The sequence below is a fragment of the Salinifilum ghardaiensis genome, assembly GCF_054491345.1.
In genome coordinates this window covers 1,933,752-1,956,629 of sequence record NZ_CM137101.1, presented here as the reverse complement: position 1 = coordinate 1,956,629, position 22,878 = coordinate 1,933,752, and the positions used below count along the sequence as shown (strand labels likewise).

28 protein-coding genes, 1 tRNA gene and 2 pseudogenes are annotated in these 22,878 nt (G+C 69.2%); 19 read left to right on the top strand and 12 right to left on the bottom strand.

Annotated elements, in window-relative coordinates; all coding sequences use genetic code 11:
- Positions 1-73 precede the first annotated feature (73 nt).
- Positions 74-730, bottom strand: coding sequence for a DsbA family oxidoreductase (locus ACVGV0_RS08835; RefSeq protein ID WP_459159381.1), 657 nt, complete (start codon positions 728-730; stop codon positions 74-76).
- 274 nt (positions 731-1,004) lie between these two features.
- Between ACVGV0_RS08835 and ACVGV0_RS08830 the strand changes: the two genes are divergently transcribed.
- Complete coding sequence (locus ACVGV0_RS08830) at positions 1,005-2,039, top strand: C40 family peptidase (RefSeq protein WP_459159380.1); 1,035 nt, start codon at positions 1,005-1,007, stop codon at positions 2,037-2,039.
- A 239-nt stretch (positions 2,040-2,278) separates the two neighbouring features.
- Here the strand turns inward: ACVGV0_RS08830 and ACVGV0_RS08825 are convergent, their stop codons facing one another.
- On the bottom strand, positions 2,279-2,848 hold the full coding sequence (locus tag ACVGV0_RS08825; RefSeq protein ID WP_459159379.1) for a DUF421 domain-containing protein: 570 nt from the start codon (positions 2,846-2,848) through the stop codon (positions 2,279-2,281).
- Between the two features lie 258 nt (positions 2,849-3,106).
- Here ACVGV0_RS08825 and ACVGV0_RS08820 point away from each other — a divergent pair, with 258 nt between their 5' ends.
- Together ACVGV0_RS08820 and ACVGV0_RS08815 are read left to right on the top strand one after the other, a co-directional pair.
- Complete coding sequence (locus ACVGV0_RS08820; protein ID WP_459159378.1) at positions 3,107-3,235, top strand: hypothetical protein; 129 nt, start codon at positions 3,107-3,109, stop codon at positions 3,233-3,235.
- A gap of 9 nt (positions 3,236-3,244) precedes the next feature.
- The gene (locus ACVGV0_RS08815; protein ID WP_459159377.1) at positions 3,245-3,655 is read left to right on the top strand and encodes a cupin domain-containing protein; all 411 of its coding nucleotides are present in this window, start codon (positions 3,245-3,247) and stop codon (positions 3,653-3,655) included.
- 500 nt (positions 3,656-4,155) lie between these two features.
- Here the strand turns inward: ACVGV0_RS08815 and ACVGV0_RS08810 are convergent, their stop codons facing one another.
- Together ACVGV0_RS08810 and ACVGV0_RS08805 are read right to left on the bottom strand one after the other, a co-directional pair.
- Positions 4,156-4,749: a dihydrofolate reductase family protein gene (locus tag ACVGV0_RS08810; RefSeq protein WP_459159376.1), complete on the bottom strand. Its 594-nt coding sequence runs from the start codon at positions 4,747-4,749 to the stop codon at positions 4,156-4,158.
- Between the two features lie 577 nt (positions 4,750-5,326).
- A complete protein-coding gene (locus ACVGV0_RS08805) occupies positions 5,327-5,680 on the bottom strand; it encodes an ArsR/SmtB family transcription factor (protein WP_459159375.1) in 354 nt (117 codons plus the stop codon).
- 82 nt (positions 5,681-5,762) lie between these two features.
- Here ACVGV0_RS08805 and ACVGV0_RS08800 point away from each other — a divergent pair, with 82 nt between their 5' ends.
- The 3 genes from ACVGV0_RS08800 to ACVGV0_RS08790 all read left to right on the top strand — a co-directional run bounded on the left by ACVGV0_RS08800 (position 5,763) and on the right by ACVGV0_RS08790 (position 8,120).
- Complete coding sequence (locus ACVGV0_RS08800) at positions 5,763-6,053, top strand: muconolactone Delta-isomerase family protein (RefSeq protein WP_459159374.1); 291 nt, start codon at positions 5,763-5,765, stop codon at positions 6,051-6,053.
- 99 nt (positions 6,054-6,152) lie between these two features.
- Positions 6,153-7,262 carry an oxidoreductase gene (locus ACVGV0_RS08795; protein ID WP_459159373.1) on the top strand — a complete coding sequence of 370 codons (1,110 nt, stop codon included), beginning with the start codon at positions 6,153-6,155 and terminating at the stop codon, positions 7,260-7,262.
- Positions 7,263-7,715: 453 nt separating this feature from the next.
- Positions 7,716-8,120 carry a hypothetical protein gene (locus ACVGV0_RS08790; protein ID WP_459159372.1) on the top strand — a complete coding sequence of 135 codons (405 nt, stop codon included), beginning with the start codon at positions 7,716-7,718 and terminating at the stop codon, positions 8,118-8,120.
- A gap of 52 nt (positions 8,121-8,172) precedes the next feature.
- On the opposite strand, the gene ACVGV0_RS08785 is transcribed toward ACVGV0_RS08790, so the two are convergent.
- Positions 8,173-8,574: a hypothetical protein gene (locus tag ACVGV0_RS08785; protein ID WP_459159371.1), complete on the bottom strand. Its 402-nt coding sequence runs from the start codon at positions 8,572-8,574 to the stop codon at positions 8,173-8,175.
- 271 nt (positions 8,575-8,845) lie between these two features.
- Here ACVGV0_RS08785 and ACVGV0_RS08780 point away from each other — a divergent pair, with 271 nt between their 5' ends.
- From ACVGV0_RS08780 to ACVGV0_RS08760, 5 genes and pseudogenes are all read left to right on the top strand, one after another.
- Positions 8,846-9,160, top strand: coding sequence for a type VII secretion target (locus ACVGV0_RS08780; protein ID WP_459159370.1), 315 nt, complete (start codon positions 8,846-8,848; stop codon positions 9,158-9,160).
- A gap of 9 nt (positions 9,161-9,169) precedes the next feature.
- A complete protein-coding gene (locus ACVGV0_RS08775; RefSeq protein WP_459159369.1) occupies positions 9,170-9,889 on the top strand; it encodes a WXG100 family type VII secretion target in 720 nt (239 codons plus the stop codon).
- A 1-nt stretch (position 9,890) separates the two neighbouring features.
- Positions 9,891-10,271 (top strand): hypothetical protein, encoded by a 381-nt coding sequence (locus ACVGV0_RS08770; protein WP_459159368.1) that lies wholly within the window; start codon positions 9,891-9,893, stop codon positions 10,269-10,271.
- Positions 10,272-10,315: 44 nt separating this feature from the next.
- Positions 10,316-11,489, top strand: a pseudogene (locus tag ACVGV0_RS08765) (transcriptional regulator).
- 264 nt (positions 11,490-11,753) lie between these two features.
- Positions 11,754-12,026: a tyrosine-type recombinase/integrase gene (locus ACVGV0_RS08760; RefSeq protein ID WP_459159367.1), complete on the top strand. Its 273-nt coding sequence runs from the start codon at positions 11,754-11,756 to the stop codon at positions 12,024-12,026.
- Between the two features lie 56 nt (positions 12,027-12,082).
- On the opposite strand, the gene ACVGV0_RS08755 is transcribed toward ACVGV0_RS08760, so the two are convergent.
- Positions 12,083-12,159, bottom strand: a tRNA-Pro gene (locus ACVGV0_RS08755).
- 342 nt (positions 12,160-12,501) lie between these two features.
- Between ACVGV0_RS08755 and ACVGV0_RS08750 the strand changes: the two genes are divergently transcribed.
- Positions 12,502-13,218: an SDR family NAD(P)-dependent oxidoreductase gene (locus tag ACVGV0_RS08750; protein WP_459159366.1), complete on the top strand. Its 717-nt coding sequence runs from the start codon at positions 12,502-12,504 to the stop codon at positions 13,216-13,218.
- Positions 13,219-13,448: 230 nt separating this feature from the next.
- Complete coding sequence (locus ACVGV0_RS08745) at positions 13,449-14,456, top strand: DUF368 domain-containing protein (protein ID WP_459159365.1); 1,008 nt, start codon at positions 13,449-13,451, stop codon at positions 14,454-14,456.
- Positions 14,457-14,525: 69 nt separating this feature from the next.
- Here ACVGV0_RS08745 and map read toward each other — a convergent pair.
- Positions 14,526-15,286, bottom strand: a pseudogene (gene map / locus ACVGV0_RS08740) (type I methionyl aminopeptidase).
- A gap of 61 nt (positions 15,287-15,347) precedes the next feature.
- Here map and ACVGV0_RS08735 point away from each other — a divergent pair.
- From ACVGV0_RS08735 to ACVGV0_RS08720, 4 genes are all read left to right on the top strand, one after another.
- Positions 15,348-15,632, top strand: coding sequence for a helix-turn-helix transcriptional regulator (locus ACVGV0_RS08735; protein WP_459159364.1), 285 nt, complete (start codon positions 15,348-15,350; stop codon positions 15,630-15,632).
- 172 nt (positions 15,633-15,804) lie between these two features.
- Positions 15,805-16,752, top strand: coding sequence for a pseudouridine synthase (locus tag ACVGV0_RS08730; protein ID WP_459159363.1), 948 nt, complete (start codon positions 15,805-15,807; stop codon positions 16,750-16,752).
- Between the two features lie 194 nt (positions 16,753-16,946).
- The gene (locus ACVGV0_RS08725) at positions 16,947-17,234 is read left to right on the top strand and encodes a hypothetical protein (protein ID WP_459159362.1); all 288 of its coding nucleotides are present in this window, start codon (positions 16,947-16,949) and stop codon (positions 17,232-17,234) included.
- Between the two features lie 2 nt (positions 17,235-17,236).
- Complete coding sequence (locus ACVGV0_RS08720; RefSeq protein ID WP_459159361.1) at positions 17,237-18,733, top strand: sodium:solute symporter family protein; 1,497 nt, start codon at positions 17,237-17,239, stop codon at positions 18,731-18,733.
- Between the two features lie 45 nt (positions 18,734-18,778).
- Here the strand turns inward: ACVGV0_RS08720 and ACVGV0_RS08715 are convergent, their stop codons facing one another.
- Positions 18,779-19,162, bottom strand: coding sequence for a DUF5313 family protein (locus tag ACVGV0_RS08715; RefSeq protein WP_459159360.1), 384 nt, complete (start codon positions 19,160-19,162; stop codon positions 18,779-18,781).
- 128 nt (positions 19,163-19,290) lie between these two features.
- Here ACVGV0_RS08715 and ACVGV0_RS08710 point away from each other — a divergent pair, with 128 nt between their 5' ends.
- On the top strand, positions 19,291-19,458 hold the full coding sequence (locus ACVGV0_RS08710) for a hypothetical protein (RefSeq protein ID WP_459159359.1): 168 nt from the start codon (positions 19,291-19,293) through the stop codon (positions 19,456-19,458).
- Positions 19,459-19,472: 14 nt separating this feature from the next.
- Here the strand turns inward: ACVGV0_RS08710 and ACVGV0_RS08705 are convergent, their stop codons facing one another.
- Together ACVGV0_RS08705 and wrbA are read right to left on the bottom strand one after the other, a co-directional pair.
- The gene (locus tag ACVGV0_RS08705; protein ID WP_459159358.1) at positions 19,473-20,642 is read right to left on the bottom strand and encodes a fumarylacetoacetate hydrolase family protein; all 1,170 of its coding nucleotides are present in this window, start codon (positions 20,640-20,642) and stop codon (positions 19,473-19,475) included.
- A gap of 187 nt (positions 20,643-20,829) precedes the next feature.
- Positions 20,830-21,444, bottom strand: a complete 615-nt coding sequence (gene wrbA, locus ACVGV0_RS08700) for an NAD(P)H:quinone oxidoreductase (protein ID WP_459159357.1) — start codon at positions 21,442-21,444, stop codon at positions 20,830-20,832.
- Positions 21,445-21,584: 140 nt separating this feature from the next.
- On the opposite strand from wrbA, the gene ACVGV0_RS08695 reads away from it, so the two are divergent.
- Positions 21,585-22,079 carry a MarR family winged helix-turn-helix transcriptional regulator gene (locus ACVGV0_RS08695; protein WP_459159356.1) on the top strand — a complete coding sequence of 165 codons (495 nt, stop codon included), beginning with the start codon at positions 21,585-21,587 and terminating at the stop codon, positions 22,077-22,079.
- A gap of 16 nt (positions 22,080-22,095) precedes the next feature.
- On the opposite strand, the gene ACVGV0_RS08690 is transcribed toward ACVGV0_RS08695, so the two are convergent.
- Positions 22,096-22,425, bottom strand: a complete 330-nt coding sequence (locus tag ACVGV0_RS08690; protein ID WP_459159355.1) for a DUF2795 domain-containing protein — start codon at positions 22,423-22,425, stop codon at positions 22,096-22,098.
- Positions 22,426-22,558: 133 nt separating this feature from the next.
- Complete coding sequence (locus ACVGV0_RS08685; protein WP_459159354.1) at positions 22,559-22,822, bottom strand: GlsB/YeaQ/YmgE family stress response membrane protein; 264 nt, start codon at positions 22,820-22,822, stop codon at positions 22,559-22,561.
- Positions 22,823-22,878: the final 56 nt, after the last annotated feature.

Genomic DNA, 22,878 nt, shown 5'->3' with positions numbered 1-22,878 from the left:
CGGCACCGCGAACGCTCCCGCGGGAATCCACATCGGACTGGAGGCGGAGCCGGCCGGGGGAACCTCCCCGGAGTCACCGCCCGAGGTGCTCCAGCAGCAGCCGGTGCGGCGCGTCCGGGTCCGTGGTGCCGACGCGCGGAATGCCGCGCACCCACTGGTGATCGGTCATGCCCGGGTTGTGGGTGCTCGTCCCGTCCGGCCAGAAGACCTGCGGGCTCCCCCGGATCGGCAGCTCGTGGCTGCGCCGGTAGTCCGCCAGCACGTCGGCGCGCACCGGTTCGGAGTCCCAGACATCGAGGATCCGCCCCGCGTCGAGCTCGGGGTGGTGCTCCGCGGCGGCGGTGAGCACCTGCCACAGCCCCGCCCGGATGCTGATGTCCACACCGTCGCGGAAGTAGGCCAACCGCACGTGGTAGTCGACGTCCTCCGCGGCACGCGCGCCCTGCGCCCGACGGGCCGCGGCGATGAGCTCGAACGCGGGCATCGCCGTGGACGGCCGCGGCTCCTGCCCGAAGGCGGTGAACAGCTCCGGTTCGAGCGAGGCGAGCACGGCCGCCTCCACCGGCACGACGTCGTACGGGATGCCGCGCCCGTTGACCAGCTCCAGCGGCCACGCGCGCTGGTCGAGCACGACGTCGAGGCCTTCGGCGTCGCGGGCGGCGCGCAGCCGGTGCACCGCCACCGCCGCCCACGGGCAGTGCACGTCCGACCAGACCACCACCGTCGTCATCGCCGCCGGTCCTCTCCGCGTTCGGTCACGGGTACCTGCGCGCACCACCGGAGCGCACCACCGGATCAATGCCGGTTCTACCACGGCCCCGCCACGTGCGCCCACCACCGCGGTGACCGCAATTTGACGTTTTCGTGATCTCGCTGATATTACTCCTTTCGAGCGAAACACGGGATCGCGACGGCATGCTCCCCGCCCGGACCCCGCCCTTGCCGACAACGCGCGGGGCCACCGTCCGACCCCTCGTTCGACGAGAGCGATGGAGACGCCCCCGATGCCCCACTCCGCCCCGACCCGGAACCGCGTCGCCGCGGCCACGGCGCTGATCGCCGTCCTCGGCATCGGTTCCCCGGTCGCGAGCGCCGCCCCGGACCCGCCCGAGAACTCCTCGGAGGCCGGCCAGCGCCTCGAAGACCTGACGCGCAAGGCCGAGATCCTCACCGAGGACTACAAGAAGGCCCGGGAGGACCACGCCGCGCGGGAACGAGCCCATCAGCGGGCCGAATCCGCAGCAGCTCGTGCCGAGCGGACGGCGCAGCGCGCTCGTGCCGAGGAAAACGCGCTGCGCGGCAAGGTGGACGAGCTCACCGCCGCCTCCTACCAGGGGGCCCGGCTCAACCAGGTCCCCGCGTTGATGGCCAGCGGTGCCCCGGAGGACTACCTCGACCGGGCCGCGGTGCTGGACAAGCTCGCCGCCGACAACAACGAGGCGATCACCGAGCTGGCGAAGGCCACCCGGCAAGCCGAAGACGCTGAACACCAGGCGCGGAGGTCCCGGGACGAGGCAGCCGCAGCCGCGGAGAAGGCCACTCGGCTGGAACGCGCGATCGCCCGGCGCAAGCAGGCGATGGACGAGCAGATCACCGCGGTCAAGCAGCAGTACCAGCGCCTGAGCGAGCAGGAGCAGCAGGCGCTCAGCGGCGATTCCACGAACGTCGGGGCGATCGGTGGTTCGGGTGCGGCGGTGGCCGCGGTCAACGCCGCGTTGGGCAAGCAGGGCTCGCCGTACGTCTGGGGCGCCAAGGGGCCGGACCAGTTCGACTGCTCCGGGCTGGTGCAGTGGTCTTACGAGCAAGCGGGCGTCGACCTGCCCGCCTCCACCCGCAGCCAGGTCAACGCGGGCCGCAGCGTGTCCCAGGGCGGGATCAAGCCCGGTGACGTCATCTTCTACTACAGCTCGGCCAGCCACAACGCGATCTACATCGGCAACGGGCAGGCGGTGCACGCACCGACCGAAGGCGAGGACGTCAAGGTCGACGACTACCAGGACATCGGCGACGTCCACTCCATCCGGCGGGTAGTCGGCTGAGCTCGTCGCTCGAGCCGGGACGCGGAGCCGAGCGGGCCCCGGGCGAGCCCGGAGGCAGGGGCTGAGCAAACAGTCGCACGATGCATTCGCGGCACACGCGCAGGAACTTCGGGTGCGCCGGCGCGGATGCGGGCTGTTCACGGCCCGCGCGGCGAGCGCGTCGGCACCGCGCGCCGCCCGCCCGCCGGCGTACCCCGCGTTGAGCCGCCCCGCACGGGTTCGACGCGCTCGACCGGTCCCTACGGCTCGGAGGAGTCCTCGTCCGCGAGCTCCGAACGGAGCCGGTCGGCACCGGCGACCGACTGCAGCAACGCCGGATCGAGCGCCCGGCCCCGCCCGTCGACGGTGAGCACCGAAACCGTGCCCGTGGTCTCCAGCACCACCGCAGCCACCTGCTCGTACCGGCCCACTCCCGCCAGCCGCAATTTCGAGCGCAGGTCGTCGTCGGTCATGCGGGCGCGCGCCAGGTTCCCGGTCAGCACCGTGGTGCCGTCCATCAGCAGCAGCGGGCGACTGTCCACGGTCCGTTCGACGCGTTTCCGCCGGCGCAAGTAGGCGATCGCGGCTTGCACCGCGAACAGCACCGCGAGCGCCACGACTCCCTGCAGCAGCGACGTGGACGTGCTCACCGCCGTCGTCGCGGACATCGACCCGAAGATGACCGTGGCGGCCAGGTCGAAGTTCGTCATCTCGGCGAACGAGCGCAACCCGGCGATCCGGGAGAACAGGATCAGCGCCAAGTACACGCCGATCGTGCTGATCACGACCACCGCGATCGTGTTCCCCGAGCTTCCCAGCTGGGACAGCAAACCCCATCACATCCTTCCCGCACCTGCCGATCGCGCGGCATTCCGGATACCCCGGAGGAGCAACGATCCAACGATCCCGTCCGAGTTCCGCGATCGACCTGCCGGGGGTGCAGGCAGGACGGTGTCACGGCGCGTGCGCACTCGCCACGGGCCGCGGGTGTCCGCTGTAGACGCAGCAGTTCCCCCGCCCCGGCGCTGGTCGCGCGCTCCGGCTGCTCCGCTCCGTCACCGGGCCGAGCCGGGAAGCCCTCGACCTGGATGGAACAGCTCGGGCACAGCTCCACCGGGCGGCACGGGCGTCTGCCCCTGCTCGACGACAGCAAGCGGGAGATGTCGAGCCGGAGGGACCGCTCCCGCAACGGCGGTTGCGGGCAGGCGCGGATGTGAGCACCGCACATGATCCTGGAGAGCACGTGCTCGGCGTGCGAGACTGAGCTCGTGGCTCATCATCCGGTCGATATCGCCGAGAAGTTGTCCCTGTTCTCCGAGCACTGGTCGCCGAAGACGGTAGCTCGGCTCAACGACCACGAGATCAAGCTCGTGAAAGTCGAAGGCGAGTTCGTCTGGCACACCCATGACGACACCGACGAGCTGTTCCTGGTCATCGACGGGGAGTTGACGATCCAGATGCGCGACGAAGACGTGCGTCTGCGCCCTGGTCAGCTGTTCGTCGTTCCTCGGGGCGTGGAGCATTGCCCGATCGCCCGAGGCGAGGTTCACGCGATGCTCATGGAACCAGTCGGTGTGGTCAACACCGGCGACGCGGAGAGTTCACTGACTGCTGCACACGACGACTCGTTCGCGTAGCTTCGGAATCCGCAGGTCACCCTGCCGATGCGCATGCGCCACCACCGAACCCGCCGGCCGCTCGTGCTGGGCGCAACGCTGCATCCTTCAAGTCCGCTCCCGCGAGACGCGCCGCGCGAACCAAGCCGGCGGCGACCGGCCGGCGCAGAGCGGAGCCCGCGGAGCGGCGCGCCAGGTCGCCCGGCTCTAGGCCGCGTCCAAGACGTGCAGAAAGTTCTCACAGCACGGGCACCAGCACGGTTGTGCGGTCCCGGGAGATGCTTGGCACACCGGTCTCACCTGATGCTTCACAGGGGCCTCATCGGCTTGGCCGTCACACGCCGCGGACCGGGGCCTTCGCATCACTGGTGGCGTAACGGTTGGCCACCCTTCAGGGAGATTTTCACCGCACTAGGCATGTGAGAAACCCCTGGTCAGCGATGTACCAGTTCATGACTTCCTCGCGCGTTCGCGCACCAGACTGCGGCTGCCTCAGGGGGAGTTCCGCTATTGACGCACGGTCACGTGCCCCGGGGCGCGAGCACGGTGGGGCGGTATTCGACCAGTTGAGTACGCCCGTCGAAGGTTCGGTGGTCGATCATCTCGAGGGCGACGTCCGGGTAACCGTCGTAGATGCGCTCGGCTCCCGTGGCCCCGGTGATCACCGGGAACATGACCACTCGGAAGCGATCGACGAGTCCGGCTCCTAGTAGCGACCGGCACAGGCTGAGGCTGCCGATCGTGCTCAGGAGCCCCGAGCCGTTCTCCTTCATGGCGCGGACCGTCTCGACGGCGTCGTCGCGGACGAGCGTGGAGTTGGCCCACGTCAGTGGCTCCTCGAGCGAGGAGGAGAACACCACCTTGGGCGCTTGCGTGAGCTCGTCGACGGACGCCTCTTCTTCGGACCTGAACTCGTCCAGGCCCTCCGGGACCTCGCCGGCGGCGAAGCCTGCCATCAGGCGGTAGGTGTTCGCTCCCATCAGGTAGGTGGCCTCGGGCTGCTCGCCGAGCCAACCGAGATATTCGGGTCCTTCCAGCCCCCACCATCCTGGCCAGCCCTCACCTGAAGCGTAGCCGTCGAGGGAGGTGATGAAGTCTACGAGGAGTTCAGACATGGTCGTGACCTTTCTGTGCTGTCGGTGGCCGCCCGATGCGTCATGGCCCCCGGCGTTACAAGGTTGGACGGGCGGTGAGTCCACAACTCATCGCTGAAGCGGACACTGGCGACCGCGCTGCCTGATGCGATGCCGGGTGATAATGCCGCGCGCACCTCGAAGAGCATGCCTCGCCAGCGTGGTGGGCACGAGCGTGACGCGCAGCCGGTCGGCCGCGTGCTTGGCGATCGCTGGTCGAGCACTGCGGAGGTTCACCCGCGTGCCTGATGCGGCGTCGAGACGAGCGGCTCATACGCGTCCCGCTGGTCGATCCCCCAACGAGACAGGCCGAGAGGTCGAGTCCTTGCTCCCGTCCAGTCGGGGAGCGTCCGCGGGGGTTGATGTTGGACCCGAACAGCGGGCCAGTGCCCGCCCTGCACAGCCCTCACGTCAAGCATCAGGTGAAGCCACAACGTCAACCAACACCTGAGACGGGTCTGGTCAGCGACGTACCAGCTCATGACGTCCTCGCACGTGCGCGGCACCAGACTGCGGCCGTCTCAGTGGGGGTGCCCCAAGGGGACACGGTTGGTATTGCTCATTCGTGACGGGCGGCCTGGGGTCGTGCGTCCGTTTCTTCGGAGTTATTTCGGGAGCATGCGCGGAGGACGCTTGCCAAAACCTCCGGAAATAGCCGTAGTGCTTCCTGCCGGAGGGAGACGAAGCAGCGCGTGCCCTCGAGCCGGTGCTGAGTCAGCCCCGCCTCGCGAAGCGTTTTCATGTGATGGCTCAAGGTGGATGGTCCGACCTCGACCTCGAAGTCTTCGCGTGGATGCTCCCTGCGGTCGGCGAGCACCGTCACGAGCTGCAGCCGGATGGGATCGCCCAGGGCCGACAGCAGACCGGCCAGCGAGATGTCTTGCGGATCAGGGTGATGCAGCTTACGAGGCATGACGCCACCATACATCGATGTTCGACGAATATCGATGTATGGTGCGTTGGAGACATTCGCAGACCTGACGACGGAGGGCAGGATGGACTTTCTCGTCCGCATCGATACAGCACGCGTCTACGAGCTGCCGACCGACGAACGCGAGGACCTCATCGCTCGCGAGCGCATACGAGGTCGCGAGCTCATGGCCGAGGGCGTACTGCGTCACCTGTGGAGCGTGCCCGGTAGGAGCGCCAACATCGGCATCTGGAGCGCGGCCGATGCCGATGCCCTCAACGACGCTTTGGCGAGCTTGCCGATCCGGCCCTACGCCGACATCGACGTGACATCACTAGCCACCCACCCCATGACAGCCGAGAACCCAGCGGCGTAGCGCACGGCGCTGGGGCCTGGCCAGTCGGCGTCTGAACCACTGAACGCCGTGCGCTCAGCCACCCGAGCACGCTCCCACCGGCATCTGAAGGAGCAGACATTGACCCACACCGCAACGCGGACCACCCCGCCGCCAGAGTGGGTGGACGCAGACGCGACTCCCTGGACGGGCCTGCGGTTGCGGGGCCTGACCCTGCCCAACCGCGTGTGGCTCTCGCCGATGTGCCAGTACTCGGCCGAGCACGGCGCTCCCACCGACTGGCACCTGGCCCATTACGGCGCGAGGGCTGCCGGGGGAGTCGGGATGGTCATGGTCGAGGCCACCGCTGTCGCGCCGGACATGCGTACGACCGCCAGCGACCTGGGCCTGTGGAGCCAGCGCCAGGTCGACGCGCACCGACGACTGGCCGGCCTCATCCGCTCCGCCGGGTCCGTCCCGGCGGTCCAGCTGGGCGTCGCGGGACGGAAGAGCTCGCACGGAGTCCCGTGGGACAACACGGGCACACGCCACCCCCTCTCGCCCGCTGACGGTGGATGGCAGCCGCTCGCCCCGTCGCCGCTGCCCTTCGCAGGGCTTGCCGCACCGCGGAAGATGACGGCGGCGGACATCGACCGAGTGCTCGGAGACATCGAACGCGCCGCCCGCAATGCCCACCGGGCCGGCTACGAGGCCCTCGGCCTGCAAGGCTCGAACGGCTACCTGTTCCACCAGTTCCTTTCCCCGCTGGCCAACGAACGCACCGACGCATGGGGAGGTGACCTCGAGGGACGGCTACGATTCCCGCTCGCCGTGGTCTCCGCCCTGCGGGCCGGGTGGCCAGCGGAGAAGCCCGTCGTGATCCGCACGCCGGTCACCGATCTCCTCGACGGAGGAGTGACCACCGACGAGGCCGAGGTCCTCGTCGGTCGCATGGCCGAGCTCGGCGCGGACCTGATCGACATCAACTCCGGTGCTCTCGTCCCCGAAGCACCCCGCCCCACCGAGCCGCTCGAGAACACCCGGTACGCAGGGCATCTCCGGAAGCTCGGCGTGCTGACCGCCACCTCCGGCTCGGTCACCCAAGCACGACAACTCCACGAGGCCATCCCGGACTCGGTGGACGCTCTGCTGATCGGCCGGGCAATGCTCCGCGACCCCTACTGGGCACTCCGCGCCCACGGCGGACCACCCACCGACACATGGCCCAAGCAATACCACCGAGCATTCTGACCTTCTCGGCAAGTCCGCCGCTCAATGCCGGACAGCTGGGGACTGTAACGCTGCAGGATCCCCCAACGAGACAGGCCGGGAGGTCGAGTCCTCGGTCCTGCCCAGTCGGGGAACGTCCGCGGGGGTTGATGTTGGACCCGAACAGCGGGCCAGTGCCCGCCCTGCACAGCCCTCACGTCAAGCATCAGGTGAAGCCACAACGTCAACCATCACCTGAGACACGACAGGGCGCCGGCGAGGCTGTGCGGTCTCGGGAGATGCTTGGCACACCGATCTCACCTGATGGACGGCAGTGAGCCAGTTCCACTTCGGTTCAACCTGCGTGGCTGGACCTGCGTGGCTGGGTTGCGCTCAGGCCACGGCGGTGTTTTCCGCTTTCCGCACCTGCGCGGCTACGCGGGCTTGTAGAGTGCTTCTGGATCAAGACCGATCGAGATCCAGCTTGGGGGACGGATGGCCGAGAACACGACCGTTCCGAACGCCGCGCCGCCGCTGCCGTTGCCGACGACGCTCGGCAGCGACACCACCACGGCGGAGCCGGCTGCCGCACCGTTGACGGGTTTGCCGTGGCGCCGGTTGGTGACGGTGAACACGCACGTCAACGACGGCAGCGGTGGAGCGGAGCAACCCTCGCTCAGCGTCGATGTCGAGCAGGTCCCCGGACTCGTCGAGCAGCACGAGAAGGCGAGGGACAAGTTGCACGACATCCTGCGGAAGACCACCGACTTGCAGCAGGTTGAGGGCCCGGGCACTGACGAGGTCAGCCAGAAGCTGGCGCAGCCCTTGGGAGACGTGGCCGGCGAGGATCCCGGCGAGCTCACCTGGGTTGTGGACAAGACGATCGAGCACTTGGGATGACGCGCCCGAAATGCGGCATTTTTGCGGGTACGTCGACAAGGCAGCCGAGAAGTTAGGGGGCCTTCGGGCCTGAATCACCGGCCGGCACAGCGTCCACGAAGTTTTGATGAGGACGATTGATGATTACGGAGGTTCCATCTTCGGAAGCACGGGCTTGGACCAGTCTTGTCAGGGAAGCTGAGTAGAAGACGAACGGCGAACTGAACAGCAGGACGAATCCGATCCCGAGAAATCCACCAAGCACACCGTTCGGATGACCGATGATGAAGCGCGCGATGAGCGCGCCAGGTATCAGCACGAGAGCCGACCAGAACATGACCTGCGTGAGCGTGAACAAAATCGTCCGCGTCCGTGCACACCGCTCGCAGAGCGGCCAGTCACGCACCCCGACGATCTGCACTTTCCGCGCCTTCTCACCAAGACGGCCGGCCACGCCGAGAGCATTGGCACTCATGAAACGGCTTCCTTGCGGCTGAGCGCGCGACTGGAGCGCGAAGTCCCGCCGCCGAAAAGCAGGGCGCCCGTGTCGAACGCAGTACGGTGGCAAGCTAGCAGGCGTGCCAACCATCTCCGCCGACAAGACGAGCTCTTGCCGCTCCATCTGCCCTCCAGTGCTCATCAGAACATTACTGCTACTCAGCACGACACTCTGGAAGACAGTACCAGGAACATGATAAGTTGCCAACAATGCAGCGCAACCACCAAGAGCGGTACCGAGGTGACTCGTGGGCTTCAAAGCGAACCACAAAAGTATCCAGCAATTTGGCGAAGAACTGAGCGGCCTGGTCGGCGATTCCCGAGAAGCTGAATCGTACGCCGAAAAGTGGCTCTCATTCGGCTACTCCGAAGGCCGCATGTTCATTACTGCGGTCGAAGCTGCGGAGAACGCCAAGCAGGCACTGGTTGAGAACTACCAGCGGTTGGTAGAAGTCCAGCGCTCTGCAGCTTCCGAGGTCGACAAGGCCGCCCACTCGTATGAACAGATGGATCGCGGCGAAGCAGCACGCCTGGACAACTCTTACAAGAAGAAATCCAACTAAGGATGCTCCATGCCCCAGGAACCAGCAGCAACATTAACTGCACCAACACCATCTGACCCAATTCCTGACCTCGCCGAAAATGTCATAGGGGCCAGCCAGTACATCAGCGTTTCATACTGGACCGGCAGAGCTCTCGACATGACGATCGGAGTCAATCCTGGCGAATGGGTTGCCGAACAGTTCTCCGGCGATTGGGAAGTCGTGCAAAAAGCCGGAATAGCACTCGGGAACCTTAAAGAGTTCAATGCGGAATTCGCACAATCGATCAACAGTGCGATGCAGGATGTCTCCCATGACTGGCAAGGAGTGGCTGCGGATCAGGCCAGAACTTATTTCGCCGGCCTGGCCAAAGCGGTACAGGAACAGCAAGAGACGCTTGATGGCCTGAGTCAGCAGTTCAACCAGATGGCTACTGGCATGTACGAGACAGCAAAGGCCATCAAAGGGTTTTTGGACATGCTGCTCGACTATGCCATCGCAATGGGTCTCGAGCTTGCTGCCGCGGCGTTGAACGGTTGGAATGTGATCGGATCAATAGCTGCTGGAGCAGCGTTCGCCGCGACCCTGACTAAAGCAATGGGGGTCGCCGGGCAAGCGATCCAGGCGCACACTGTCGCATGGAACTCCGTTCAAGCCACCGTCGGCGTGATCGCCGGTTACGCCTCCGCATTGAAGGGTATCGAGCAGCACGCCCTCCCAGGAACGAACTACGACCACCCCGGAGCATGACGTGTCAGGCAAAGAGCAAGAACCGATGATGGACGTAGCGCGCGGCGATGTCGGGTTGTCGCGGCACCTGAGAAATTCATTGCGCACCATCCGGGACAAGACGGACGACGAAGAGTTCAAAAAGCTGGCAGACGACATTATCGCAGGGAAGCGGAGCCTCCGCGAAGCAAGCCGATCCGATGTGTTCTCCAGAGTACTGAACCCGCAGGTCGAAAAGGCTTCGGCGGAAATTGAATCGATGAGCGACGAAGAGCGCGAGGAACTAGCGCGTACCGGTGAGCAGCAACTAGCGGCCTTGGGCGAGGACTCCCCGAACAGTTCTTCCGACTCCGACGAAGACGACGAAGAAGTTGATTTCAGCAACACGACATGGCTGCACTAGTCGACTTCGATCAATGTTGGTTCCTCCCGAAAAGGGATCAACAACTGATTCGCGTCTACCTGAGCAAGATCGAACGCGGTGAGCGCGACGTCCGCCGGTTGGACGTCGTCTCGGACGTGGCTCGTGCGCTGCGGGTGACCGTGGCCGACCTGTTCGGCCAACCGGTGCTCGCATGGAGGACGACGACATCCCCGCTGTGCGCGATGCCCTCATGTCCCCGCGCCGGTTGTCCCGCACCCTGTTCGGCACCGCTGCCCCGCCGGTCAACGTCAACCCGTCTGCCTCGGCTCACTTCGTCGAACAGGCCTGGGACAGCTACCAAGCCGGGCTTATCGGGCGCGCGGTCTCCTCGCTGCCCGGCCTCATCGAAACGGCGCAGCAGCTCGAGGATGCGGCGAACGCGAGTGAGGGCGACGTGCAGGCGTGCTGGGCCGTCTCCGCCCGGACGCACCACCTCGCCGCCACCGCACTGAGCGAGGTCGGCGAGGCCGACCCGTCCTGGATCGCTGCCGAACGAGCCATGCAGGCCGCCGACCGCTCCGGGGATCCGCTCGTGCTGGCCTCGGCGTCGCGGGCCGGAACGCACGCGCTCCTGGCGGTCGGCCGGTTCGACGACGCGCTGCCGCTGGGCAACAACCGCCTCGGAATGGCTGGGGCTCCGCAGATGGCCAAGCGCGATCTCTCCGCGCTGAGCCTGTACGGCATGTTGCACCTGCGCACCGCCATCGCGGCCGCTCGGCGGCAGGATCGTCAGACCGCGACGGAGCTGCTGCGGCAGGCTTCCCCCGCTGCGCGCAGCCTCAACGAGGACGGCAACTGCTGGCAGACCGGCTTCAGTCCCACGACCGTAGAACTGCACCGCATGGCAGCCGCTCTGGACCTCGGCGATGTGCCTTGCGTCGTCGAGCACGGCCCCTCGGTCGTGGTGGACCATCTCCCCGTGGAACGACGCGTGACGCACATGATCGATGTCGCACGGGCGAAGAGCATGATCGCCGACGACGAACCGGCGTTGCAGTACTTGCTGTCCGCTGAGCGGGCCGCACCGCAGCTCGTGCGGCACGATCCCGGCGTGCGCGAGGAACTGATCGGTCGCAACGTCGCCGAGCTCGTGTCACCGCCGAGCACCACCGACCACGAGGTCGCCCCGATGGAACCGCGACGCCCGCCGGCTGGTCGAGCACGCCCAGCAGCGCTGGCTGTGCGCCCTCTGGTTGATCTACCTCGCCACCGGGCTGCGCCGGGGTGGAGCCCTGGGCCTGGCCTGGTCGGAGGTGGACCTGTCCACCGGCGAACTGCGCGTGCGCCGCACCGTCCAGCGGGTCAAGGGCCGGATCGTGTTCGGCGAGCCGAAGACGGCGCGGTCCCGGCGGACCTACCCGACCTCTGCCTGCAGGCGCTCAAGCAGCACCGCCAGGTGGTCGACGAAGGGGCTCTGCCGGCCCAGCACTCGCACCCGGAGCAACCGCAGGGCCTGTCCCCGTGACGCGCACCGGCAGGGTCATCGACCCGCGCAGCGTCAACCGGGCGTTCGGATCGCTGCTCAAGACCGCGGAGCTGGAACACGTGCGCGTGCACGACCTGCGGCACACCTGCGCGACCTTCCTGAAGATGCAGGGGGCGAGCGACCGCGAGGTCATGGAGCAGCTCGGGCACAGCTCCATCGGCGTGACCATGAACATCCACGCCCACGTGCTCGACGACAGCAAGCGGGAGATGTCGAGCCGGATGGACCGCTTCCTGAGCGAGGACTGATGTCAGCAGTGGATGTCAAAACGGGCCGCCGGAGTGCTCCGGCGGCCCGCTTTCGCTGGTCGGGACGGCGGGATTTGAACCCACGACCCCCTGACCCCCAGTCAGGTGCGCTACCAAACTGCGCTACGTCCCGTTGCGGTGTGCCCCTACTCTAGCGCACGCCGCACCAGCGCGATCAGACCCCCCTCCTCAGCCGTTCTCGCAGCGCACCTGCTCGGTGAGCGCGACTGGGTTGAATTTCAACCAGCACTGAAGTTACGAATGCAAAAAATTCCGGGAATCGAACCGGCGCGTCCCGAGCTCGACACCCGAGCACCGCGTGCATCCGCGGACGGAGATCACTACCCTCCGCGGCTGAAGAACGACCGACTCCCCCACCCCGCGGCAGGCGTCCGCGCCGGCCGAGCGTTGTGCCGGAGTGCGGCACCGACCGATCGCCCCCGCCCGACAGCGGTGACTTCACCAGGAGGCCCACGTGAGCTGGTTCGACGACGCCCGGATCGCGGTCACCGGTGCCGCGGGCGGCATCGGCCACCAGACCTGCGCAACGCTCGCCGCGCGCGGCGCCCGGGTGTTCGCCCTCGACCGCGCTCCCGCCGACGTCGGAGAGCACGTGCCGTGCGACGTCACCGACGAGCACGACGTCTCCGCCGCCCTGTCCCGCGTCCTCGAGCAGGCCGGCGGTGTCGACGGGCTCGTCACCGCGGCCGGCGTGGTCGAGGACGACGTGCCCGCCGAGGAGATGAGCGCCGCGGAGTTCGACCGCGTGCTCGGCGTCAACCTGCGCGGCGTGTTCCTGGCCTGCTCCACCTTCGGCAGGGCCATGCTGGAGGCCGGCGGCGGCCGGATCGTCAACGTCGCCTCGATGTCCGGCAACCACGTCGTCAACGTTCCGCAGAAGCAGGCCGCCTACAACTCCTCCAAGGCCGCGGTGAGCGCGCTGACGCGCTCGCTCGCGGTCGAGTGGACCGGGCGCGGCGTGCGGGTCAACGCCATCTCCCCCGGGTACGTGCGCACCAGCCTCGTCGAGGGCAAGTCCGAGCTCTTCGACGGCTGGCTGCAGGGCACCCCCGCGGGCCGGTTCGCCACCCCCGAGGAGATCGCCGCGGCCATCGCCTGGCTGCTCAGCGACGAGGCCGCCTACTGCGCCGGCACCGAACTGCTCGTCGACGGCGGCTACTCCCTGTCCTGAGCAATGGGGTCCTGAGCAACGGGCGCACCGAAGATCTCCCCGGCATCTTCCCCGAATGCCCCGCAGAGCCCGACCGAAGCGGCAGAACGGACGGCTGACCAGGGCCTGCGCGCCCGCGCACCGCGCCTTCAGTAGTGTCGAGCGCACGACCCCGTTGTTGAGCCGGCCGGCGCCGGGTGCTGCCGCGGCAGCCACCGCGCTGGCCGTCCCGTGAAGGTCAAGGAGAGCTGGTGACGAAGTCCCTCCCCCGCACGGCCGCCGGGCCGTCCTGGTCGAGGAGTGTTCTGAACGCGGTGCGCGGTGCGCTGATCGGCACCGCGGAAACGGTGCCGGGGGTGAGCGGCGGTACGGTCGCGCTGATCACCGGTGTGTACGAAGCGCTCATCACATCAGCCGGACACCTGTTCTCCGGGGTCCGCCGGGCGGCCGTCGACCTGCCGAAGGGTCGCGGCCTGGGCCGGGCCACCGCCGAGTTCCGCGAGGTGCGGTGGGGCGTCGTGCTCCCCGTGGTCGTGGGCATGGCGTTCGCGGTGCTGGTGATGGCCCGCTTCATGGAAGGGTTCGTCACCGGCTACCCGGTCCACACGAGCGCCCTGTTCTTCGGGCTCGTGCTCGCGTCGCTGTGGGTCCCGTTCTCGCTCGCCGCGCGCGCTCCCCGGCCCCGCCCGGACCGCGCCGCCTGGGGCGGGCGCAACCTCGTCATCGCCGTCGTGGTCGCCGCGGCGACGTACGTGGTGGTCAGCCTGCCACCGAGCGATGTCGCGGCCACGCCGGTCGCGGTCGTGCCGGCGGCGATGGTGGCGGTCTCCGCCCTCATCCTGCCGGGGCTGTCCGGGTCGTTCATCCTGCTGACCTTCGGCCTCTACGAGCCCACGATCTCCGCGGTCAACGACCGCGATCTGGCCTACATCGGGCTGTTCTTCCTCGGCGCGGTGATCGGGCTCGCTTCGATCGTGAAGCTGCTGCAGTGGCTGCTCGAGCACCGCGAGCAGATCACCCTGGTCGTGCTCACCGGTGTGATGGCGGGCAGCCTGCGCGCGCTGTGGCCGTGGCAGAACGACGACCGCGAGTTCGTCGCCCCGGACGCGCACCTGGGGGCGGGCATCGGCATGTTCGCGATCGGGTTCCTCGTCGTCGTGGCCGTGCTCGTGGTCGAGCGCCGCTTCACCTCCGAGCAGCCCGGCGGGCCCGGTGGTGACGCGTCGATGGAGGACACCCAGCAGATCCCGCGCACCTGAGCAGCACCCCGCGGCAGTGGCCGGTCCCCGCTCGGGGCCGGCCACTGCTGCGTCGGGGTCCGGTCGCGCTCAGGCCGTCAGCACGCGCGCTCCTCCTTCGGTCACCGCGAGCGTGTGTTCGGTGTACGCCGTCGCCGAGCCGTCCGCGGAGCGCAAGCTCCAGCCGTCGGCGTCGGTGACGACGCGGTCGGTGGTGCGCGCGAACCAGGGTTCCACCGCGAGGGTCAGGCCGGGGCGCAGGAGCAGTCCCCGGCCGGCGCGGCCCGTGTTGGACACGTGCGGTGCTTCGTGCATGCTCCGCCCCACGCCGTGGCCGCCGAACTCGGTGTTGACCGGATAGCCGAATTCCCGCGCGACGGCCCCGATCGCGGCCGAAACGTCGCCGAGCCGGTTGCCGGGCCGGATCGCCTCGAGCGCCGCGGCGAGAGCTCGCCGCGTTGATCCGACCAGACGCAGATCCTCCGTCCGGGCGGAACCGATGACCACGGTGCGCGCAGCGTCGGCCGCCCATCCGCCGATGGAGGCGGCGAAATCGACGCTGAGGACATCACCCGAGCGCAGCGCGTAATCACGCGGGAGCCCGTGCAGCGCCACGTCGTTGACCGACAGGCACAGCACGTTGCGGAAGGGCCGTCGCCGAACGAGGGGTTGTAGTCCCAGAAGCACGACGCGGCTCCCCGTTCCCGAACACGTCGCCGGGCGTGGTGCTCCAGCTCCAGCAGGTTCACACCCACGTCCGCACGCGCGCACACCTCGCGCAGCAGCTTCGCGACGAAGCGCCCCGTCTCCCGCATCCGGTCGATCTCGACCGGGGTCTTCAGTTCGATCACGCCTGCTCCCTTTTCGGTATTTTATTACCGGTATAAAAATATCGAAGGTACCATGCGGGCCATGGTGCGACCCCCGCTCACCGCGCAACAGGTGGAAGCCGGCAGACGCCTGGGTGCGACGCTCCGCGAGGCGCGCGCCGATCGCGATCCGGTCGACATCGCACGCGCTGCCGGTGTCTCACCGGAGACACTGCGCAAGATCGAAACCGGTCGTCTGCCCAGCCCGGCTTTCGGCACGATCGTTCAGCTCAGTGATGCGCTCGGGCTTCCCCTGGAACGCGTCGCCGGGGTCTGGCGCGGCGAGCGCGCCGCTACCCGCGCACACGTTTCCCCGAGCACAGGCTGAGCAGATCCGACCGGCGCGGCCCGACCTCGTCCCCGGGGCAGGAGCCTCGCCCGCCGCGGAACCTGCGTGCCGGACGAGCACGCCGCAGCCGCCCACGCCCGGCAGCACTGAGCGGAACGGCGCAGGTGCGAGGCCACCGCCGGTGCGCAGCACACCTCGGTAACCTGGGCGCGTGGCACGCAGCAGGCGATCCCCGCTGCCGCAGCGGAACGGAGTGGACGCGACCCCGGTCAAGCTCCCCCGGCAGGAGCAGTGGGACACGCTCTGGGCCTACCTGCGGGAGCGCTTCCACGCCTCCGCCGAGCAGCTGGCGGCGAAGTTCCGCGCCGGCGACATCGCCGACGCCTCCGGACCGCTCGGGGCGGACGCCGCGTTCGCGCCCGGCACGAAGATCTGGATCCACCGCGAGCCGCCCGCGGAGACCCCGGTCCCCTTCGAAGTCGAGATCCTGCACCGCGACGAGGACATCCTCGTCGTCGACAAGCCGCACTTCCTCGCCACGACCCCGCGCGGGCAGCACGTGCTGCAGACGGCGCTGGCGCGGCTGCGCCAGCGGCTGGGCCTTCCGCAGCTCGTCGCCGCGCACCGGCTGGACCGCATGACCGCCGGGGTGCTGCTGCTGGTGGTCAACCCGGCGCGGCGCGGTACCTACCAGAAGCTGTTCCAGCAGCGTCGCGTGCACAAGGAGTACCGCGCGGTCGCGGGGCGGCGCTCCACTGTGGAGTTCCCGCGGGTGGTGCGCACCCGGCTGGAGAAGGAGCCGGGGTGCCGGGCGGCGCAGACGCTCCCCGGACCGCCGAACAGCGCCACCGAGGTCGAACTGCTCGAGCAGCGCGGCGCTCTGGGCCACTACCGGCTCGTCCCGCGCACCGGCCGCACCCACCAGCTGCGCGCGCACATGAACCACCTCGGCACGCCGATCCTCGGCGACGACCTGTACCCGCGCGTGGCCGTCCGGCCCCCGGGCGAGTTCACCCGCCCGCTGCAGCTGCTGGCGAGCGCGCTCGAGTTCACCGACCCCGTCAGCGGGCGCGTGCGGCGGTTCGAGACGCGGCAGCACCTGCAGGCGTGGGACGACTACCGCGCGTGGGCGGCGGGGCGCTGGCCGGACCGGGCATGATCGCCGTCACTTGACGGATCGCTGCTTCCGCAGCAGGCTGTTCCGCCGGACATCGGTTCGATCACCGCGACCCGGGATCGTCGGCGTCCGCACCTGTCCGCCGCGGCCGTCCGCATCCCGGGCGACCACGGCGGGGTGGTCACCCACCACCGCCGGGATCGAACGATTCGCGATGCGACGACGGGATGGCAACGGTGCCGACTGCGCGGCCGCGTGGCCAGGAACCCATCCGCAAGCCGGGGGTCTGGGCCGGTCTGGTGGTGATTCTGCTCGCCGGCGTCCCCTGGTACTTGCCGGAGGGGACGATCGGCCCGCTCGTGTTCGGCGTTCCGCTGTGGATGCTGGTCGCGGTGCTGTTCTCGGTGGTGCTGTGCGGTTTTCTCACCCGGGTGCTGATGCGCGACTGGCACCTCGCGGATGAGGACCGCTCCGCGGAGGACGGCGCGCAGGAGGATCCCCGGACGAGCGGCGAGCAGGAGTGACCGTGCAGACCCCCACCTTCGCCGGATCCACCGGCATCGTCGTGCTGCTGCTGTACGCCGTGCTCATGCTGGGCATCGGGTTCTGGGTCGGTCGCGGCAAGGTCGGCAAGCGGCACGACCTGAAGAGCTACTACCTGGCCGGTGGCAACCTCGGCGCGCTGGTGCTGTTCTTCACGCTCTACGCGACCCAGTACAGCGGCAACACGGTCATCGGCTACGCACCCGAGGCGTACCGCGAGGGCTTCGCGTGGTGGCAGTCGGTGACGTTCTTCACCGCGATCGTCGGCGGATACCTGCTGTTCGCCCCGCGGCTGTACGTGCTGGCCAAGCGGCACTCCTTCGTCACGCCGAGCGACTGGCTGCGCCACCGCTTCCGCTCGCCCGCGGTGACGACGCTGGCGGTGCTGCTCATGCTGTGGGCGCTGGCCAGCTACCTGCTGGAGCAACTCATCGCCATGGGCCACGCCATCAGCGGGCTCACGGGCCAGACGGTGCCGTACCAGCTGGGCGTGACGGTCTTCGTCGGCGTGATGCTCGTCTACTCGTGGCTGGGCGGAATGCGGGCCGTCGCGTTCACCGACGTCATGCAGGGCATCGCGCTGCTCTTCGGCGTCGCGCTGATGCTGGTGGGTGCGTTCGTGCTCACCGGGGACTCGCTCGGGGGCAACACCAGCTGGTTCGCGCAGCACCACCCGGAGACGATCGCGGTGCCCTCGCTGACCGAGTCGGTCAACTGGCTGTCCATGGTCGTCATGGTCGGCCTCGGCATCGTGTTCTACCCGCACGCGGTGCAGCGGATCTTCTCCGCGCGCAGCGAACGCGCGCTGCGCACGTCGCTGGTCCGGATGGTGTGGATGCCGCTGATCACGGCCGGGGCCGTGGTGTGCATCGGGATCCTCGGCGTGCGCCTGTTCCCGGACCTGTCCGAAGCGGACTCCGAGCGGCTCGTGGGGTTGCTCGCCAACGAGGTCGCCGGGATCAACGTCGCGTTCTCGGTGGCGATGGTGCTGCTGTTCGGCGGTCTGGTCGCCGCGATCGTGTCCACTGCGGATTCGGCGCTGCTGAGCCTGTCCTCGATCGTCGCGCGGGACATCGTGGGGCGGCGCCGGCCGGACGTCGACGAGCACCGGCTGGTGATGACGGGCAAGGTCGTCGGGGTCGTGGTGGTGTGCCTGCTGCTGGTGCTGGCCTGGTTCCCGCCGAGCACTCTGGTGGACATCTTCGTGTTCAAGATCGAGCTGCTCGTGCAGCTGGCCCCGGTGTTCGTGCTCGCGCTCTACTGGCAGGGGCTGCGCGACCGGGCGGCGTTCTGGGGGATGCTGCTGGGCACCGCGGTGACTGTGACCATGACCTTGGCCGGCGTGCCGACCGTGTTCGGCGTGCACGGCGGCGTGTTCGGCCTGCTGGTCAACCTCGCCGTGTGCGTGCTCGGCTCGCTGCCCCCGCGGCGCGGCCGCTCCACCCCCGCGCGCACCGATCCCGAGGGCGCGCTGGTGTGATCACCGGCGGGACGGGCACCGCGCCGCTCCGCGGGCGCCGCCGGCTCACTCCCACCAGCGGCGGTGGTTCAGCCCCCGCTTGCCCGCCCGGCGCACGTCCTTGCCGAGCGCGCGGATCTCCCGGGCCATCCCGGGCGGGTATCCGTGCTTGATCGCGCGGTGCTCGGCCGCTTCGCCCATGTAGCAGAACGAGTAGAACAGCCCGACGAACAGCCCGAGCGCGACGGCGCTCACGCGGATCCACAGCGGTCCGGGCAGGAGCACGAGCAGGCAGAACGGGGCCAGCTGGGTCAGCGCCCGCGCCAGGTGCCGCAGCGGCCACGTCCGGGCCGTGACGTCGTGCAGCACCCACTCGGCGTGCCGGTCGGGGAGCTTTCCGCCGAAGGCGTACCAGACCCACTGCGCCGGGTTCGGGCGTTCACTGGCCACGACTTCAGGTTAGTCGCCGGGCGCGCCCCGATCGGGGAGGGCCCGGCGGGAACCGCGCCCCTGTTCGCCCCCGCGCGGTAACGAAACGGCCGGTGCGGCGATACCTCCGGTGAAGGAGGAGGATCACCGTGTTCATCATCGCCGTGACCGTGCTGACCGTGCTGCTCGTGGGATGCGTCATCTTCACCGACCTGGTGGATCAGGACGGGAGCGTGAACACCGGCAGTCTGCGACGCGCAGCCGACCAAGTGCTCCGGGCGGTGCGGGCCCTCTTCTCCGCGGCGCGTCCGCGCTGACCGGACCACCCCCGCTACCCCGGCGCGCCGAGCAGCCCGCGGCCGCCGAGGTTGCGCAGCAGCGCGCCGAGCCCGAAGGTCCACTGCGGACACTCATCGCACGGGGCGACCTCGTTGACGAGCGCGCCGAGCTCGGACGACGTGATGCGCACCCGGTCCCCCGAGTGGTGGGTGAACCCGTGACCGGGGACGTCGCGGTCCTCCGTCGGGGCGAACGCGGTTCCCGTGTAGAGCAGGAACCCGTCCGGGTACTGGTGCGTTCCCAGCGCCGCGCTCACGAGCTCCGCCGGGTCGCGGCTGATCTCGCGCATCGAGCTGCGCCCGTCGAGCACGAACCCGTCCGCACCGGTCACGCGCAGGTGCAGATCGGTGCGGCGCACCCGGTCGAGGTCGAAGTCCTCGTCGAACAGCCGGATCAGCGGCCCGAGCGCGGCCGAGGCGTTGTTGTCCTTGGCCTTGGGCAGCAGCAGGGCGCTGCGGCCTTCGACGTCGCGCAGGTTCACGTCGTTGCCGAGGGTGGCGCCGAGGACGCGGCCGTCGGAGCGCACCGCGAGCACCACTTCGGGCTCGGGGTTGTTCCACCGCGAATCGCGGGGAACGCCCACGCGCTCGCCGGTGCCGACGGCTGCGAGCAGGGGCGCTTTGGTGAAGATCTCCGGGTCGGGGCCGAGGCCGACTTCGAGGTACTGCGACCACAGGCCCTCCTGCTGGAGCCACTGCTTGACGGTGCGCGCCTGCGGCGAGCCGGGGCGCACGGAGGTGATCGTGTCGCCGATGGCGCGCTCGATGCGCGTGCGGACTTCGGCCGCCGCACCCGCGTCGCCGCCGGCCCGCTCCTCGATGACGCGCTCGAGCATGCTGCCCGCGAAGGTGACGCCGGCTGCTTTGAGCACGTGCAGGTCGGCCGGGGCCAGCAGCCGCGGGGCTTCGCCGCCGCGCAGCGTCGCCGCCAGGACGTCGGCGAGCGGCCACTCCCGGCGCGGTGCGGCTTCGCGCGCCAGGCCCACGGGGTCGGGGTGCTCGGTCAGGGCGCTGAGCGTGGGGGCGGCCTCGCCGAGGTCGACGAGCCGGTCCCCGCGGACGGCGACGACGACCGGGCCCGCTTCGGCCGGGTCGTGCACGCGGCCCACGAGCGTGGCCGACGGGTGGTCGTTGGGCAGGGCGTCGCGCACGTCCGGCAGCACGGGCACTCCTCGCAGTCGGTGACCGCGACCAACGTAGCGCTCCCCGCAGGTGCGCGAATTCCTCCGCTCGACGCACCCGCGCTGCCCCGAGCGGCGCACGGCGCGCCGCGCCTGCCGCGGGGAGGCCGTGCGCACCGGGCCGCGCGCGGACCTCCCCGCGCGGCCCGGCCGCTGCGCGCCGGTCGGTTCAGGCGCGGGCGCCCTTCAGCGCGCCGGCGACGCTGACCACGCGCCGGGCCTGCACCGCGGCGGCCGTGCGGGCGATGTCGTCGACCTTGTTCTCCCCCTGCGCGTCGGCGTGGCTGGTGCCGTAGGGGTTGCCGTCGATGAACTTCGACCCCTCGGTGAAACCGGGAGCGACGAGGACGCCGCCGAAGTGGTGCACCGTGTTGTACAGCGCGAGCAGGGTCGCCTCCTGGCCGCCGTGCTGGGTGGCGCTGGAGGTGAAGCCGCTGTAGACCTTGTCGGCCAGCTTGCCCTGGGCCCACTCGCCGCCGAGCGTGTCGAGGAACTGCTTCAGCTGCGCGGAGACGTTGCCGAAGCGGGTCGGGGTGCCGAGCAGCACCGCGTCGGACCACACCACGTCCTCGGCGGTGGCCTCGGGGATGTGCCGGGTGGCCTCCAGGTTGGTGCGCCAGGCCGGGTTGGCGTCGATCGCCTCGTCGGGGGCGAGCTCGGGCGCCCGGCGCAGGCGCACCTCGGCTCCGGCGTTCTCCGCCTCGCTGACCAGGCTGTTGGCGATCTCGGCGATCGTGCCGGTGGACGAGTAGTAGATGACGCTGAGCTTCACGGGCTCGCTCATGACGCGGTCTCCTTCTCCGATTGAATCTTCCAAAGAAGACACTACTGTGAACTTATCTTCCTCGCAAGAGTTTATATCGCGAAGTGATGCGGTAAACTCGACGCGAGGCGCGTGCCGGCACGACACGAAAGGACCCACCGGTGAGCACCAACGACCCGAACCACGCCGCGTCGACACCGATCGACCCGTGCACCGACGACAACGAGATCGTCACGTGGTGGGGGCTGGTGATCGAGGGCTACCAGGCCACCCAGGAGCGCCTCATGGAAGAGATCGCCGACCTGTTCGACCTCTCCCCCGCCTCCTTCGACATCCTCGTGCGGCTCGTGCGCTCCGCCGAGCACCGGATGCCGATGACGAAGCTCGCCCACGAGGCCGCGCTGAGCAGCGGGGGTTTCACCAAGGTCGCCGACCGGCTCGTGAAGTCCGACCTGATCCGCCGCGAACCGTGCGCGGACGACCGCCGCGTCACCTACGCCGTCCTCACCGAGCACGGCAGCGACGTCGCCGAGCGCGCGCGCTCCGCGTGCGCCGAGATCCTCCGCCGCCGCGTGCTGAACCCCCTGGGCGCGGAGGACTCGGCCGCGCTGGCCCAGGCGATGCGGACGCTCCGCGCCGCCAACGCGGCCGAATAGCCGGCACGTCCGGCGGTCACGCGCGCCGGTTCCTGCCGATCTCGTCGGCGATGGGATGGCCCGGGATCCGGGCCTGGTGTTCCGCGAGCGCGCCCTTCTCCGCCTGGCTCGCCTGCTGGGCCTTCTGCCCGTGCGTGCGCCCCTCTTCCGGTCCCGGCCCCAGCGGGACGGAGCGCAGCACTTCCTGGAGGTTGTCGTAGTCGGCGACCGGCATCGCGCGCAGCGCGCGCACCGTCACCGCGTCCGCACCGTGATCGTGCGCGTGCGTCACGATCCGGTCCTTGCTCGCCGGGAAGTCCAGCGAGGAGAGCGCCTGCTTCACGGACTTGCTGTCGGTGCCCATCATCGCTGTTCCTGCTGTTGTCGCGGGATCTGCTCGGGTGCGCACCGCCCGGCGGTGCGCACCCGGGGGGTACCCGCCCCCGGCGAGCCGTAACCGGGCCGGCCGCGGCGAGGGGCGCGACCGGCCCGGCGCCCGGTCACGCCCGCGACCGGTGGAACACCAGCCGGTAGACGAGCAGCAGGATCAGCGAGCCGATCACGGCCCAGATGAAGCTGCTCAGGTTGAACCCGGTGACCCCGCTGTTGCTGAACACCGAGCTGCCGAGCCAGCCGCCGAGCATGCCGCCACCGATGCCGATGAGGATCGTGACGATGATGCCGCCCGGATCGCGTCCGGGCATGATGACCTTCGCGATCGCGCCGGCGATCAGTCCGAAGATGATCCAGCTCAGGATTCCCATGAGTGTTCCTCCTCGCGCTCCGTGCCGCCTGCGCGTGTCCGAACAGGCTTTCCCGA